The sequence below is a fragment of the Flagellimonas flava genome, from assembly GCF_900129665.1.
Classification (GTDB): domain Bacteria; phylum Bacteroidota; class Bacteroidia; order Flavobacteriales; family Flavobacteriaceae; genus Flagellimonas; species Flagellimonas flava.
In genome coordinates this window covers 413,626-429,329 of sequence record NZ_FQWL01000003.1, presented here as the reverse complement: position 1 = coordinate 429,329, position 15,704 = coordinate 413,626, and the positions used below count along the sequence as shown (strand labels likewise).

At 41.7% G+C, this 15,704-nt stretch carries 13 protein-coding genes; 4 read left to right on the top strand and 9 right to left on the bottom strand.

Features of this window, described 5'->3' with window-relative positions; genetic code table 11:
• Positions 1-91 precede the first annotated feature (91 nt).
• The 4 genes from BUC10_RS11485 to BUC10_RS11470 all read right to left on the bottom strand — a co-directional run bounded on the left by BUC10_RS11485 (position 92) and on the right by BUC10_RS11470 (position 8,018).
• The gene (locus BUC10_RS11485; protein WP_073179686.1) at positions 92-3,205 is read right to left on the bottom strand and encodes an efflux RND transporter permease subunit; all 3,114 of its coding nucleotides are present in this window, start codon (positions 3,203-3,205) and stop codon (positions 92-94) included.
• A 22-nt stretch (positions 3,206-3,227) separates the two neighbouring features.
• Positions 3,228-4,310, bottom strand: coding sequence for an efflux RND transporter periplasmic adaptor subunit (locus BUC10_RS11480; protein ID WP_073179685.1), 1,083 nt, complete (start codon positions 4,308-4,310; stop codon positions 3,228-3,230).
• Positions 4,311-4,330: 20 nt separating this feature from the next.
• Positions 4,331-6,691, bottom strand: coding sequence for a TolC family protein (locus tag BUC10_RS11475; RefSeq protein ID WP_073179684.1), 2,361 nt, complete (start codon positions 6,689-6,691; stop codon positions 4,331-4,333).
• Between the two features lie 70 nt (positions 6,692-6,761).
• Positions 6,762-8,018: a cation:proton antiporter gene (locus tag BUC10_RS11470; RefSeq protein ID WP_073179683.1), complete on the bottom strand. Its 1,257-nt coding sequence runs from the start codon at positions 8,016-8,018 to the stop codon at positions 6,762-6,764.
• Positions 8,019-8,371: 353 nt separating this feature from the next.
• Here BUC10_RS11470 and BUC10_RS11465 point away from each other — a divergent pair, with 353 nt between their 5' ends.
• Both BUC10_RS11465 and moaC read left to right on the top strand, forming a co-directional pair.
• Entirely contained in the window at positions 8,372-8,812 is a 441-nt protein-coding gene (locus tag BUC10_RS11465) for a molybdenum cofactor biosynthesis protein MoaE (protein ID WP_185116261.1), read from the top strand.
• 3 nt (positions 8,813-8,815) lie between these two features.
• Positions 8,816-9,244 (top strand): cyclic pyranopterin monophosphate synthase MoaC, encoded by a 429-nt coding sequence (gene moaC / locus BUC10_RS11460; RefSeq protein ID WP_073179682.1) that lies wholly within the window; start codon positions 8,816-8,818, stop codon positions 9,242-9,244.
• A gap of 28 nt (positions 9,245-9,272) precedes the next feature.
• Here the strand turns inward: moaC and BUC10_RS11455 are convergent, their stop codons facing one another.
• Positions 9,273-10,223 carry an NAD-dependent epimerase/dehydratase family protein gene (locus BUC10_RS11455; RefSeq protein ID WP_073179681.1) on the bottom strand — a complete coding sequence of 317 codons (951 nt, stop codon included), beginning with the start codon at positions 10,221-10,223 and terminating at the stop codon, positions 9,273-9,275.
• Between the two features lie 64 nt (positions 10,224-10,287).
• Between BUC10_RS11455 and BUC10_RS11450 the strand changes: the two genes are divergently transcribed.
• Together BUC10_RS11450 and BUC10_RS11445 are read left to right on the top strand one after the other, a co-directional pair.
• Positions 10,288-10,785: a hypothetical protein gene (locus BUC10_RS11450; protein WP_073179679.1), complete on the top strand. Its 498-nt coding sequence runs from the start codon at positions 10,288-10,290 to the stop codon at positions 10,783-10,785.
• The gene (locus BUC10_RS11445; protein WP_073179676.1) at positions 10,775-11,272 is read left to right on the top strand and encodes a nuclear transport factor 2 family protein; all 498 of its coding nucleotides are present in this window, start codon (positions 10,775-10,777) and stop codon (positions 11,270-11,272) included. The genes BUC10_RS11450 and BUC10_RS11445 overlap by 11 nt, the downstream gene beginning before the upstream one ends.
• Before the next feature lie 3 nt (positions 11,273-11,275).
• On the opposite strand, the gene BUC10_RS11440 is transcribed toward BUC10_RS11445, so the two are convergent.
• The 4 genes from BUC10_RS11440 to BUC10_RS11425 form a co-directional block, all read right to left on the bottom strand.
• A complete protein-coding gene (locus tag BUC10_RS11440; RefSeq protein WP_073179674.1) occupies positions 11,276-11,971 on the bottom strand; it encodes a hypothetical protein in 696 nt (231 codons plus the stop codon).
• Positions 11,972-12,091: 120 nt separating this feature from the next.
• On the bottom strand, positions 12,092-12,466 hold the full coding sequence (locus BUC10_RS11435) for a hypothetical protein (RefSeq protein ID WP_073179672.1): 375 nt from the start codon (positions 12,464-12,466) through the stop codon (positions 12,092-12,094).
• A 121-nt stretch (positions 12,467-12,587) separates the two neighbouring features.
• Entirely contained in the window at positions 12,588-13,397 is an 810-nt protein-coding gene (locus BUC10_RS11430) for a Rossmann-fold NAD(P)-binding domain-containing protein (RefSeq protein ID WP_073179670.1), read from the bottom strand.
• On the bottom strand, positions 13,390-15,669 hold the full coding sequence (locus tag BUC10_RS11425; protein WP_073179668.1) for a M28 family peptidase: 2,280 nt from the start codon (positions 15,667-15,669) through the stop codon (positions 13,390-13,392). Before BUC10_RS11425 ends, BUC10_RS11430 begins: the two co-directional genes overlap by 8 nt.
• Between the last annotated feature and the right edge of the window lie 35 nt (positions 15,670-15,704).

Here is a 15,704-nt window from a genome sequence, read left to right as displayed (position 1 = left end):
AACGATTTCAAGCGGAAAGCTTGAAAACGAAATTCTCTGGCCTATACCTTCCAAAAAGTTTTACCATTCTTGTCGCCCCGTGGCCCCTTAGCTATGCATGCAATAAGGCTTCGTCAAACTCATATCCCTTATAACTGACCTTAAAGAGCGCACTATAAAGAGATGGAATAAAAAGCAAGGTAATTACCGTACCGAACAAAAGGCCTATCATAATACTTATTGCCATTCCTTCCCACATTTCTCCTCCGGAAAGGTATAGTGGAACTAGGCCCAAGATTGTGGTGAACGTGGATAACAATATAGGTCTAAACCGCTGTAAACATGCCGCAATGACCGAATCTTGATCAGTTCGTCCAGCGGCCAGTTCTACCTCCATCCGATCAATAAGGACAATAGCATTATTGATCACTATACCCGCCAAAGATATAACTCCTAAAAAGGGCATAAAACCAAAGGCTTCCTGAAAAACCAATAATCCAACAACTACTCCGATTACCCCTAACGGAATGGTGAGTACTACCATGGTCATTTTTCGAACCGAATTGAATTGAATAATCAACAACAAAACGATAATAAACCCAGAAATAGGGAGGTAACCAATAATTGGCCCCATATTTTCCGCCGTTTGCTCGGCATCACCTCCCAGTTCGTAGGTGTAACCCTCCGGCCATACACCGCTCACTTGTTCATTCAACCAAGGAGTAACTACCGACATAATCGCAGAGGCATTCCCACCATCACGTAATTCGCTGCTTATATTTATGGTTCGTCTTAAGTCGAGGCGTTTTATTTTGGCATATTGCCATGCTGGCACAATGGAAGCAACTTGCAATAAGGGCACACTTTTACCGCTATTTTGCGAATAAATATTTAAGGTTTCCAAAGAAGCCAATGTTTGTTGCTGGCTATCTCCACTTCGCATAACGATGGGGATGGACTTATTGTCTTCACGATACTCCCCGGTTTGGAAACCATCTAAAACAGTTTGTAGCGATGTGGCAATATCTGAACTGCTGATTCCAGCAGTTTGAGCTCGATTCTGATCGATTTCAATCAAGAACTTTTTGCTTTTTGGTCCCCAATCGTCCTTAACATTTTTAGTGAACGCCACTCCAGACAACTTCTGCTTCACGGTTTCTGCTATGCTTGACAATTGGTCTGGTTCCGGCCCAGAAACTTTGATTTCTATCGGGGTACCCCCGCCACCAGAACCTAGTAGTCCTACTTTAATATCTGCGTTTGGAAAATTTTGAAAGGCGTAGCCATCTAAACGCCTTACCATTTCAGCATTCTCCTCAAAGGAGGTAGTGTTAACCAATATATGCGCATAATTGGAGTTGGCCTCATCCGGAGAGTACCCTAAATCATAGGATTCAGGTCCTTCACCGATATAGGAAGACCAACTTACGACCCCTTGCTCCCTTTCGGGGTTCACCTTAAGGGAATCTGTCATGAAGGCTTCTATTTGATTGACCACATCGGTAGTACGTTCTATTTTATTGCCTTCGGGAAGATTTATATCAATAGTGATCATGTTACGATCACTATCCGGGAAGAAGATGAAAGGGATATAGCCAAATCCATATAAAGAAAGAAAGAAGGCCAAAAATATGCCCACAATTACTTTGTATTTATGCCTTAGGGCCAGTAATATCAAATCTTTGTAATAGCGTTTGGCCGAGTTGATGACGCGATCAATAAGGCTTGGTTTTTTCTCCCCTCTGGGCGCTACCTTTAAGAACATAAAGCAAAACATGGTAATTACTGTGAGTGCTATTAACCAAGATGACATTAATGCTATGGTTATCACCACAAAAATGGGCCCAACAATATCCCCCATGGTGGTTGGGGATAGATAGAAGGCCAAGAATGCCGCCGAGGTGGTCAAAGTTGAAATCAACAATGGCATCCAGAGTTCAGAAAAGGCCTCAATGGCGGCCTTGTACTTTTCCATGCCCTGTTCCAGTTTGACCATAATGGTTTCTGCCACTACAATAGCATTATCAACCAACATGCCCAAAGCCATAATGAGCGCCGCAAGGGTAACCTGGTTTAGTCCCATATTGATAATGCCCATGAGCATCAAGGTCATGATGGTAACAATCGGAATTAAACTGGCGATAACGAATCCTGTGCGAAAACCCAAAAAGAGTAGCATGACCAACAATACAATACTGATGGACTGCATTAGGTTGACCATAAAATCGCTGACCTTAATATTGATATAATCATCCAATGAAGATACCCTTGTCAATTCCAAACCAATTGGGAGACGATTTTGCCATTGGCCCACTACTTGATCTACGGCTTCTCCCAGATAAACAATGTTTTTATCTTCCTTGAGGTTAATATGCATTGTAATGGCTTCTTTCCCATCTACACTGACAATTTGTGTTGGAGGATCAATATAACCTTTGGTAACTGTGGTGATGTCTCCAAGCTTTACCAATTGAGACCCATCTCCGACGGCAATGAGCATATTTTTAATATCCTCTATGGAATCGAAATTACCTGTAGGCTCCAAAATGATACGTTCGTCGCCTACATTGATTTGCCCACCAGAACTTAAAATATTGGTCGCTCCAATACTCTGTTGCAATTTGGAAGCTGATAATCCGTACTCCTTCAATCTGGTATTGTCAAACTCCACAAAAACACGCTCATCCTGCACCCCTCCAAGTTCTACTTTGGCAGCATCGGGGAGTTTGATTAGATCATCCTTAATGTCATCAGCGTAGTCTTTCATTTCAGAATAGCTGAACCCGTCAGAAGTGAGTCCCACAACAATTCCATATACATCGCCGATGCCATCATCGTTCAAATTGGGAGTTACCCCGGATGGAAGACCTTGAATGGAGCTTAATTTTCTACGCAATCGGTCCCAAACAGATTGGAGCTTTTCTGGTGAAACTTCATCTTTTAATGAAACACTAACCACAGAAAGCCCGGTCCGCGAGGTACTGGTCACTTCCTTAAGTTCCGGAAGCTCTTGTGCCACTTTTTCAATTTTATCGGTGACCAACTGCTCAACCCGCTCTGGACCGGCGCCGGGAAACTGGGAAACAACTGTAGCCACACGAACGGTATAAGGGGGCATGCTATCTTGGGATAGATTGAAGTACATACTGATTCCCAATAGAACGATAGTGGCCAACACCATAAAGGTGATACGATTTTTATCGATGGAGAATTTTGCTAAATTCATTGTTTGAGTGGTTATGGTGTTGTTATTGCAACCTTACTTCTTGCCCATCCAAAAGGGTCTGCAAGCCTGCCACTGCTATTCTTTGCCCAGAGGAAAGTCCAGAGGTAACTTCAAAACCTTGAGCGGTTAAATTGCCTAATTGAACTTCTTGTTTTTTTACTTTTGATGTTTCCTCATCCCCTTCGACGAGAAAAACAAAACGTCCGTTACTATCTTCTCCAACAGCATGGGCAGGTACGACCAAAACATTGTTGGTGGATTTATAATCCCCAAAATCAAAAGTGACATTAGCGGCCATTCCGCTCTTTATTGCGTCACTGGGATTAGTCACTATAACCCTCACAGGATAGGTAGAGGTATTGGCATCCACTGCAGGGGCCACCTCTGATACCTTACCCTTGAACTGGTCTTCTTCGATAGAGGTGAAATCCACGACCACATCCATATTGGGTTGAACGCCATTGATGATACTTTCGGGTATGCCCAAGGTAATTTCCATGTCCGTTCCGGCATTTAAAACAGCAACAGCCTGCCCAGGACTTACATTTTCATCTATTTCCGCAGAAACAGAAGCGATAGTGCCATCTTCAGGTGCATATATATAACCATAATTAATCTGTTCCTGTTGAATTTCAACACCTCTTTTGGCCGATTTATAACTTTCCTCAGCATTTCTGAACGAATTCTTGGCCGCTTCAAAGTCACTCAGGGAAGTACTCCCTTTTTCATAGAGCGTTCGTACTCGATTAAGGCTCAACTTAGCCGTATTCACTTGTGAAGCGGCACTGTTCAACTGGGTAATGGACTGCTCATAGGCCAACCGGGCCTGCACGTTGTCCAATTTTGCCAATAGTTGACCCTTTTTCACTTTTTGACCAAGCTTTAAATCGAACTGTGTAATAATGCCCGAATTTCGAAAACTGAGGTTGATGATTTTATCCGTTCTGGCGGTACCACTAAAAGTTCTGGATTCTCCACCACCCAAGAAACCAATTTCCATATACTTCACCGGACGCAATACGGATTCCTCTTTCTTTTCCTCGCCCCCACAGGAAAACAGAAGTATACTAAGTAATAAATAACCGTAGTGTTGTATTCTTTTCATGTTCCAGATATTTTGGTCAATTAATTTTGATTGTTCAGGAATTCAAAAAATCGTTGCCTGAACTCGTTATTTTTTTCCTCTGTATTCAGCAGAAAATAATAGCCCAGAAACCGCTCCAATTGCAGGGCATTGATTAAAAAATTATATACCGCATTGGTCCTTGCCAATTGCGCATCCAAATAGTTGTTTTGGGCATCCAGCAACTGGACAATATTTACTGCCCCTTCGGAATAGGAAGCGCGAGTGAGCTCAAGAGCCTCTGCTGCCGTTTCCTCGGATATTTTTGACAATTGAATATTGGACATTTGGTTCACAAGATTCAATACTCCATTTCTCACGTTCACAGCAATGCCCAGTTCCAAATTGTCCTTATTGATGTCCAACTGATCCTTTTGGATAATTGCAGTTTGTCTGTTAATGTTGTTCAAGTTCTGATTGATAATGGGGATTGATATACTAGCTCCCGCCGTGTAATAGTTATCGACCAAACCAAATCCCAAACCTTCGGGAACCGTGCTACCTGCACCGGAGCGGTTAAAAGTTGAATTATATTGTCCCTGTAAGGCTACTGAAGGTAAAAAACGACCATATCCATTAAGCCGAATATTACGTTCTGTTGCCTCCAAACTGTAACCTAGGGATTTTAACTCCGGGGCATTCCTGTAGGCCTCTTCAATTAAAAAAGCAATGAATGGTTCGCGTAAGCTCGGGTTATCCAAAAGACCAAAGAGTTCATCATAATTATAATCCTCAAAAACCCCCTCGTCCAGCTCAGCATCGATAACATCAATTTCTAGATTAGCAGGATTGTTCAATAGTTGATTGAGCACCAAAAACCCTTGCTCCAATTGGTTTATCGCCTCTACCATGGCTTGGGTGTTCTGCGCCATTTCACTTCGAAAACGTAGCATATCGGATTTTCCAGACTGCCCGGCTTCAAAATTCTGTTGGGAAATTTGCAAATTCGTTTTTGTTAAGTCCACATTCCTTACTTGAATCTGCGTGTTTGCCTTTAGTATTAGCACGTTGAAATACGCATTGGCGGAATCGAAAATCAAATCCAATTGGGAAGCATTAAAATCTTCCTGCTGGGCTTTCTGTAGCTTCTTTTGAATGGCAATATTGGCATTTGCCGCCTCCGAAAATATGGTTTGATTTAACGTAAGGCTTCCAGCTGTTGAAAATTCAGGGTTTTGTCCGTTGCTGATTGCAGCTAGATCAGGATCCACATAGGAGGCGGTCCCTGAAGCGGTTAGCGATGGCAAATAATTGCTTGTGGCTGTTTTTACTTCCTGAGAGGCTAAATCAACATCTTTCTGACCAGATTGAATGGACAAATTCTGTTCCAATGCCTGATTGATTACCGTTAGAAGGTCATATTCCTTTTCAGATAAAACATTTCTGAATTCACCGACAAAATCTGTTTCTCCAATTAAACTGTACTTGATTGGAAACCCGATGGCGTCGGATGTATTGTAGTTTATGGTCAGTCTTGGGTTATAATCTATGTAGATTGGTAACTCTGATAGGGGTGTTCCGGTGACATAGGCCTCGATATTTAAAGCTATTCGCCTAAAAAATTGGTCGAGATTCTCCTCCGCCTGTAAAGTGGCCAAAAAACCTAGCTTTACATCGCTTGGACCGTTCACGGAGAAAGAGGGCATTTTCCGAGTTATAAGTTCTTGGGCCAAGATCTTTTTTTCTTCGATGGTCATGAAAAAACCACCGGCAAGGTAAAGTGCGTCTATCCCATCAAGATTGGAGGTGATATCATTCACGGACTCAAAAGGAATTAGCCGATAATCTGCATTCAGAGTAGCCAATTCGGCATCAAAGATTTCCTTTAAGGGCAAAATGTTGGCAATGGGAGCATCTATGGCAATTCCCAAGTTCTTAAAATCACTTAGTTCCTTAAATCGTGTCAAATCATCATGGTAAGATTCCGATTCTATCAAATAGGTGAAATTCTCAATTCCCGAACTGGTTTTGGAAAGGTCCAGTTGTTGTACATCCCTATTTACCGCTCCAAAAAGGATAGTAGGTTTCTTGTGAACAGTCATAGGGCTGATAATCTCATTGTTGAGCACCCCGAAGGCCAAAATGATATCTGCATTGCCTGCGATAAGCTGATTGTAGTTACTACGTGCTTTTTCCAGATTAAAATCGTTGACCAAGATGTTTTCTGGAGAAAACTCAATAATGGCATCTTCCCCAACCACAGCTGTAATTTCGTTTTGAAGCTTTTCAATTAATGGGGACAGCTCCGCTGTTACACGATCCAGGAGCACTCCAATTTTATATGTGCGCTTTTCCTGGGCAGACCCCGATAGCAGGCCGAACGAAAGAAAAAGAAGGACAAAAAGTATTTTGTTGGACTTCATACAAAGGTTTCTATTTCAATGCGGTAAATGCATTGGGAGGTTGATACGTATTTTAGAATATGCCAGAAAATCAATTTTCTTTTTCACTGGTATTGAGATTAAGTTTAGCAATGAGTTTTTCAATGGTCAACCCTTGAACCAATATGGAGAATATGACTATGACATAGGTGACAACTAGAAAAAGATCTCTCTCCATGGACTCTGTTAGGCCCAGGGCCAGTGCTATGGAAATTGCTCCCCGCAAACCGCCCCAGGTCATGATCAATGTTGTATTGGGGACAAAATCCAACCGTTTTTGAAACAATTTGACAGGAACTATAAGTGAGATGTATCTGCATGCCAAGGCAATGGGTATGGCCAGCAGTCCGGCATAAATATAAGTGGTGTTGAATTCCAGAACCAGCATTTCCATACCGATCAATACAAACAATATCATGTTTAGGAGAATATCAATCAACTCCCAAAACTTGTCCACATAATCTTCGGTCAATTCGGACATGGCATGCTCGCGTGTTTTATTCCCTCCAACCATAAGTCCTGCTACTACCATGGCCAAAGGAGCGGAGACATGCAAGTGGGTAGCGATGACGGTACCCGTCATAACAGTGGCCAAGGTAATGATCACTTCTATATTGTAATCATCAATCTTTTTGAGAAAATAAAAGGTGAGCCAACCAAGGATAAGTCCCAGAAACAATCCACCAAAAACCTCTACCACAAAAAGCTCAAGAACCCCGTGCAATGAAAAACTTGTTGACCCGCTGGCCAGGCCAAATATGGTGAGGAATACCACTACACCAACCCCATCATTGAACAAAGACTCCCCAACGATTTTAATTTCCAATTTTTTGGGTGCCCCAGCTTTTTTTAAGATTCCCAAAACAGCTATGGGGTCGGTAGGGGAAATCAAAGCCCCAAATAACAGGCAATAGACAAATTTTACATGGAGGCCCAAGGCAATCAATAAATAATACACTGCACTTCCTACCAAAAATGTTGATACCAATACGCCAAAAGTGGCAAACACCAACACGGGCCAACGTTGTTCCTTTAACTTATTAAGATCTGTATGGAGTGCTCCCGCGAAAAGGAGAAAGCTCAGCATAATATCGAGCAGAACTACCTTGAAATCTATTTTTGAAATAATAAACCGCTCAGCTTTCAAAAGAGTGTCATCATAATAGCTAAGCGCAAAAACCGCTAAAGTGAAAAGAATGGTGATCAGCGTTAAGCCAATTGTATTTGGCAATTTAAAGACCCTAAGATTCACATATCCAAAAACGGCGGATAGAAAGACAAGAATGCTGGTTATTACGAAATAGTCCATTCTAAGTCAAAGCTTTGGTTGGTAATTGGATTAATCCTTTCAAATTAGAAATTATTTCAAGACTTCGGTAAATAAAGTAGAAGAAATAGTATTTTGTTTAAGCTTTATGGTCGCTAACGTATCAAAACATGTATAATCCATGAACTAAAATGATCGGTCTTAGGTTTAGTGAAAGCTAGGAAGCTGTCAAAACCTTTGGGTCATCTTTCAAATAAAACCTAGGTATGCCACTAACAGACCAAATCCATGGGCAAAATGAATCGAAATTATCGGTCAAGGAAAAGGCTTGATTCTTATTGGAGCTACTTTTTCTTTCACTTTTCTTGGTTACCTTAGCATAAAACGAGGCCCAAATGGAGAAGAAGATCAAAAATGTATTTATCGAGGGTGCCATAAGCCCCACATTTATTGCAGATTCCATAGCACATCATCAGCATAAGACCCAAATTGGAGCCCATGATATTTTTCTGGGACAGGTTAGGGCAGATGAGATTGAGGGTAGGACGGTCAGTGCCATAGAATATACTGCATACGAGGAAATGGCCAATCTTAAGTTCCATGAAATTCGAGAGCGTGCATTCGCCGAGTTCGATCTTACTTGTATGCATATCTATCACAGCCTTGGTCAGGTTGCTGTTGGACAGCTCTGTCTTTTTGTATTTGTCTCCTCACCGCATAGAAAAGTTGCTTTTGAGGCAATCCGTTTCGTCGTTGAAGAAATAAAATCACAAGTGCCCGTTTTTGGAAAAGAACTTTTTGAAGATAACTCCTATCAATGGAAGGTTAACACGTAGGTTATGGTTGATATTACCCAAAAACAATCCACACTTAGAACAGCTATTGCCCAAGCCGTGGTCAAGGTAAGTTCTGAAAACACCATAACCGCAATCAAAGAGGGTAAGGTTCCCAAAGGGGATGTCTTTGCCATGAGTAAGGCTGCTGGCTTTTTAGGGGTTAAAAAAACTGCCGATTTGCTACCAGATTGCCATCCACTTCCCGTAGAGCATTGTACTATTGACTATAAAATAAACGGTCTGGAAATCACTGTGGAAATCTTGGTTAAAACCTTTTATAAAACTGGTGTGGAAGTGGAAGCGATGCATGGCGCCAGCATTGTGGCGCTAAATATGTACGATATGCTAAAACCCATTGACAAGGGAGTGGAAATTCACCATATCAAACTACTGCAAAAGACAGGTGGCAAATCTGATATCAACAGAACGTAAACGTATATTGCTGCCCAGTGAAATTGTATCATTCTTTTTTGGGACCTAAATTCCCGAGCATCGCCTTGGTGGTATTGTCCAAATCGAACTGTGGTTGCCATCCCCAATCTGTTTTGGCCACACTGTCATCAATACTGCTGGGCCACGAATCAGCTATTTGCTGTCTAAAATCAGGGGTATAGCCAACCTCAAAATTTGGGAGGTGCTGTTTGATACTTTCTGCCATTTCAGATGGAGAAAAGCTCATGCTGCCCAGATTGTAAGACGATCTAATACTAAGTTTTTTGGGCTCCACCTCCATCAGATTTATGGTGGCCCTTATGGCATCATCCATATACATCATGGGAAGTCTGGTATTAGGTTTCAAAAAACAGTCATAGGTTCCATCTTCAAGTGCTTTGTGATAAATTTCTACGGCATAATCTGTGGTGCCTCCACCGGGCATTGTTTTCCAGCTGATCAGCCCTGGGTAACGAACACTTCGCACATCAACCCCAAATTTTTCATGGTAGTATTCGCACCATCGTTCCCCTGAAAGTTTACTGATGCCATAAACGGTGCTAGGTTCCATAATGGTGTTCTGAGGAGTGTTTTCAGTTGGCGTGTTGGGCCCAAAAACAGCTATACTACTAGGCCAAAATATCTTCCCAATTTTTCGTTCCTTCGCAAGGTTCAAAACGTTGAAAAGGGAATTCATGTTCAAATTCCAGGCGCGCATCGGAAACTTCTCCGCGGTGGCACTCAACATGGCGGCCATGAGGTAGACCTCATCAATTTCATAATGCATTACCACATCCTCTATGGCCTCATAATTGGTAGCGTCCAATAGCTCAAAGGGACCTGAATCCATTAAGCTTTCACTACCTTCCCTAATATCACTGGCGATAACGGTTTCTGCGCCGTGCTTGGCCCTCAATTCCATGGTTAACTCGGTACCGATCTGTCCACAGGCACCAAGAATAAGAATGGGTTTTTGCATTTAAATTGAAGTTAATTGCGTTATGCCGTAAAGATAGCCTTTATTAAAATTTGTACATTCGCTTATGCGAAAATTGTCATGCATCCTCTTGCTTTTTTTAACCTTTTTTAGCTGTAAGGAAAAAGAACAATCCCCAGACCAAAACAGTTTGGATACTCTGGAATTCGACTATCAAAAAATGCCCAAAAGGACTGGTATAAATCCTGAAGCCACTGAGATATTAAATGAATGGTCGGAATTTCAAGATTTTAATTCCAGCTTTACCGTGCTTTATAAGGCTACGAACAATGAAGATTTGGTTTTGGCCATAGACGAATTGATTAAAAAGGAAGAAGAGCTTGCCAAGTCAGAATACCCTGAAACGTTTGATGAATTTCAAATCAAGAGCAGGCAGCGAGTGGTAAAGACCTATTTGTTCAAAGTAAAGGCTAGTATAGTCAACAATACAAAAACCACGGAACCCACCATTGAGATGATTAAAGCATATAATGCGTTTAGGGCCCAGCTAAATGTATTGGTGAACAGTCAACTGGATAAAAAACTCATTTTAGATGAAAGTTAAGATTACAGCCCTATTGATGTTGGCATCGCTTTGTTGGACCAATGCGCAAAAAAGTCAAAAGGAAGAAATTAATAGTGTATTGGATACTTGGCATCTGGCGGCTGCCCAAGCTGATTTTGAAAGTTACTTTGGAAAAATGACCAAGGATGGGGTCTTCATCGGGACCGACGCCACAGAGAATTGGCAAAATGAAGAGTTCAGGTCATTTTCAAAACCTTATTTTGATCGGGGAAAAGCTTGGAGCTTCACGGCAGTGGAACGAAATATTTATATCAACGGCCAAGGAGATTTTGCCTGGTTCGATGAGCTTTTGGATACCCAAATGAAACTTTGCAGAGGTTCCGGGGTACTTAAAAAAGAAAATGGGCAATGGAGAATTGCCCATTATGTGCTTTCAATAGCCGTTCCAAATGAAAATGTGACCGAATTAATTGAAATCAAAAAAGAGAAGGACAGCCTATTGCTGCTCCAACTTAAAGAACGCTAATACCTAGTTTTCCCCCTCCGGCTTTTCCTTTCTTGATTGTAAGGCTTGCTTGCTAAGACTGGCCAAATTGAAATTTGGGTCCAACTTCAGGGCTTCATCAATGGCAGCTATGGCGGCTTCAATATTGTTTTTGTCCTTATTGTAAGTAACCAACCCCTTTAGATGGAAAAAGGCAGCTTTTAACGGAACTTCATAAGGTTGTTGACGCTCATAAAAAGCATATTTCATGTCGTCCTGTGAATTGGTGATACCATAATCTATGCTAGACATGGCGCCATCATTGTCGCCCGTTTGGATTTTTAAATCTGCAATCTCATAGGCCAAATAGGCTGAAGGTACGCGGTCAAAAAGAACCTGAAAATGTTCCAAGGCTCTTTTTGGTTGGTTCAGGGCCTTCAAGGATACGGCCTTTACCTGTACCGCAAGATCGGAGTCATCACCCTTTTTCTCAATACCAATTGTATTTAGGGCCTGCATGTGCTGGTTGTTGTTCATATAAACAAAAGCGAGCGTATCCCTTCGCTCCGTAGAAGGAGCCAAAACGTTTAGATGGGTAAGCGCTCCGATAACCCCGCTTACATCCCCTTGCAATCGCATTTCTTTGTAGTAAGCCTGGTAGTGGTCCAAAAGCTCATTTTTGGTCTGAGCTATACCGTTGATGCCCATCATCAAAAGCAACAACAAAACAATCTTTTTCATTTATCTAGATTTTCGTGCGCCAAAACTAAAAAAATAATCGGTATAATGCTGTTAAAGAATACTATATGCCATAAACAAAAAAAGATGCCCATTGGCACCTTTTTCAATAGCAATAGTTTTTTATAACGCCATCATGCTGATGTCCTTATCTGTATGTTGTTTTAACAAGGTTGCATAAAAAGCCAAGCTTTTTACATCCTTGCTTAGGCAAGATTTCAGAAAACCACATAAATCCTTGTAGAAAAGATTTACGGGCATGGTGGATACGACCATATTAATGGTCTTTGGATCGTATTCTTGATCATTCAAAACCACATCCATTTTTATGCGGTGGTGATGATAATCTATCTCAACATCGGCAGCATTATAATGTTTTCTTAGAATGGACCGATGCAATTCCTTAAATCTTGAGGTTATGTTTTCCCTTGTACTACTTTTTGTAATCAAATTCTCCATCTCCATCAAGATTCTTGTTGTTAATCTTGAATTTCCCATGACACTACTAACTTATTCGTATACAAAGGTAACGTGAGACTTCATAACTTATTAAAAATCAAATATTTAATTAACTTAAAATTATCTTAATTGTTGTGAAATGTTCTTGGGATGTTGTCAACTAGGAGTCTATGGGAGTATGAAAAGCATGGCCTTTGTTAAGAAAACTCCTGCTCTGGATCACTTTGCCGCGCTTTTGTTCTTTTTTATCGACATAATCAGGAGGTTTTATGCCCAATTTAATGGCTTCTTTTGTATAATAATCCCTTTTTATGGGGTGAGAAGGAAAAACACCATTAAAGATTTCTCCCCAATAGCCATACCGTATGATTGTGGAAATTAGGTGGATACAATCGTCCAGATGAATCAAATTGATAGGGTCATCACCATTGGTAAGGTTTTTTCTGCCGGATAACATGGTAGCAGGGTGCCGTTTGGGACCTATCAGCCCTCCAAAACGGACAATTGCAGTTTCCAAATCATCGTCGCTGCTGAACAGCTTTTCAGATTGAAGTAATTGAATTCCGGAAGCGGTGGTTGGATTTGTTACTGTCTCTTCCGAAACCAGGCCTAACACCGAACCGTAGACGGATGTGCTACTTACAAAAACTACCTTTGAAATAGTGCTCTTTTTTATGGCGCCATACAGCAGCTTCATTTTATCAATATAGCTTTCCTGGTTTCCACTCCGAAGTCTCGGTGGGATATTGACAATAAGAATGTCCAAATCTGCAAGGAAGCCGGAGATGTCCCCAACAATTGCCACAGGTGAAAAGGATATTTGAAATGGGGTGATTCCTTCCGCTTCTAGAATGGGGAGTTTCTCAAGCGAGGTCGTGGTGCCCTTTACAAAATAGGATTGCTCCACAAGGGTTTTGGCCAAGGGCAGGCCCAACCAACCACAACCTAATACACCAATATTTCTATTCAAATCTTAAGGTTTTGGTTACCAAAATGGCATCGTTCAGCACAAAAGGCATGGGGATACTGTTTTCTGGTCGAGCGGGAACTGTAAAATCCTCATGGGAGAGTAGATCGTTTGAGGATTCATAAAAAGTAAGTTCCAGAATCGAATCCTTTGGGAAACTCAACTGCAGTTCCGTATAATCATTGTTACTGATGTAATGGGTCATTAATCTTCTTTTTCTTTGCTTCAGAAAATCATCGGACAACACAATGCCATTTACCTTGGCAGTATTCAGGCGAATGGGATTGGAGTAGATATCGAGGCGATTGACTTTTCTTTTTGAGGTCACGCAGAGTTCCAAAATACGTTCATTGCCAATTATCGTGTCATGGATCGTGTCGATTAAAGGTGGTTGAATCTCCTTTTTCGGGGCATCTTGTACAAAGGTAAAGTCCGTTCTGTATTTGCTGGGTAAGGTTTTAAATTCCCCAGCTTCTGGAACACGCTTGTCGGTTCCCAAAAACTGGGCGTTCCAACCAATAAGCTCCTGATCATAAGTAGCCCAAATGGTAGCATTCGAATCTGTGTTGTACACATAGAGCAAACTGCTTGGTTTTGGTCTGTTCTCATTAAAATCAGATTTAATGTGCCCGGAAATACTAAATGCAGCAAAAAGGACAAGGGTTAAATAAGCAAGTCGATCCTTGTTTTTGAGCTGACCAAAAAAGGGTAGTACCAGATAAAACAATAGGGTGGTAAACACCGTGGCAGCGACCAGCATTTTCAGTCCAAGACCCACTGGAAACATTTTAATGAATGGAGAATGGATGAAAATGGCCGGCAAGGCCAGAAAGACAAGCAAAAAGGGATTTGGTTCTTCCTGGTTGATCAACACCATAAATGCTGCAAGCGTTCCGAACAAGGGTACAATAAAAAAACTGGCTCCTTGTAGATATATGCCTGCCAAACCACAGATGGTAAGCCAAAGGAACAGAGGCGCAACAAGAAGATTTGTGGTACCCGTCTTTCTAAACTGGTGGTAGACCCAAAAACAGATGGCCAGTGAAAGCAGCGCATAAACCAAAATATAAGTGTGACCGTTGTAAGTAAAACCATGTAGCATATCGTTGAATCCAGGGTACCAAAATTTTATGGCAGACCAGCCAAGGTATCCTATGAGGCCATTTATTAAAAGCGTAACAAGCATTGGGACAAAACCAAGTGCAACTTCCTTTGGATGAAGGCGTTTCTTCTTGAACCCTGAAAACAACAAAACCAAAAATAACACCACCGCTAATGCAAACATGGGCCAAATCCATTCGAATGGATAGGAGACCAACCGGAAGAAGGGTAGATTAAAGTAGATATAGTCATCCAAGCTTTTGAGATTGCCCAAATCGGCTTGGCTAAAGTGCTTGAGCAGCGGCATTAAATAACTTCCTTGATGCGCTAATGAGTTTTTGTCCAGCCTTTCATAGGAATCCAATACCGTATGGTAGTCGTAGTGGTCATCTATAAAGGCAAGGTTAAAGCCTTCGATATCCCCATCCTCTCTAAAAACGGTAAGATCGGTGTCGTTGGGCAACATTTTATAGATGCTATAGGCAAGCGAATTCGCGACCGGGAATTTGGGATTGGCCTCAGTGAATTCCTGAATAAGCTTTCCATTGCCCCTATTGGTTTCTATAAGCATATAACTTGGGCCACCGCTACCTCTGGCCTCAAAATTGATAACTAATCCCACCTCTTTGGCCCAGGGGTGTCTGTTTACAAATAGATCTGCTCCGTTAAGACCGAGTTCCTCAGCATCCGAAAAAAGGATAATGATATCGTTCTTAGGACCACTTCCTTCCGCTAGGAATGCCCTGATGCCCTCTAAAATGGTGCCGATACCGTTGCCGGCATCACTGGCTCCCAAAGAGGAATGTGGACTGCTGTCATAGTGTGTCAAAACCATTAGCGCCTTACCCTCCGAAGTTCCCTTGATTCTTGCCAAAATATTTGTGGCTTTGCTCAAATTGGCCCAATCTCCAGCAGTATACCCTTCTTGAATCTCGGTTTCCAAGCCCATTTTTTTGAGCTCGGAAATAAGATAGCCCCGTACCTTGGCATGTCCGGGAAAGCCAACGGCATGGGGCTCCTTGGAGATATTTTTTATGTGTTCAAGTGCCCTATCGGTGGAAAAAAGGCCCATGGCTTTTTCCGAATCGTTTTTGTATTCAGGCATAAGTGCCTTGTAGCTCCAATAGACAGAGAAAAAGACGAGTAAAAGGGCTATTGTTCTGGAAAGTTTCATTGTTTGATTAAGTTGGCAACTAAAAATATGAATTT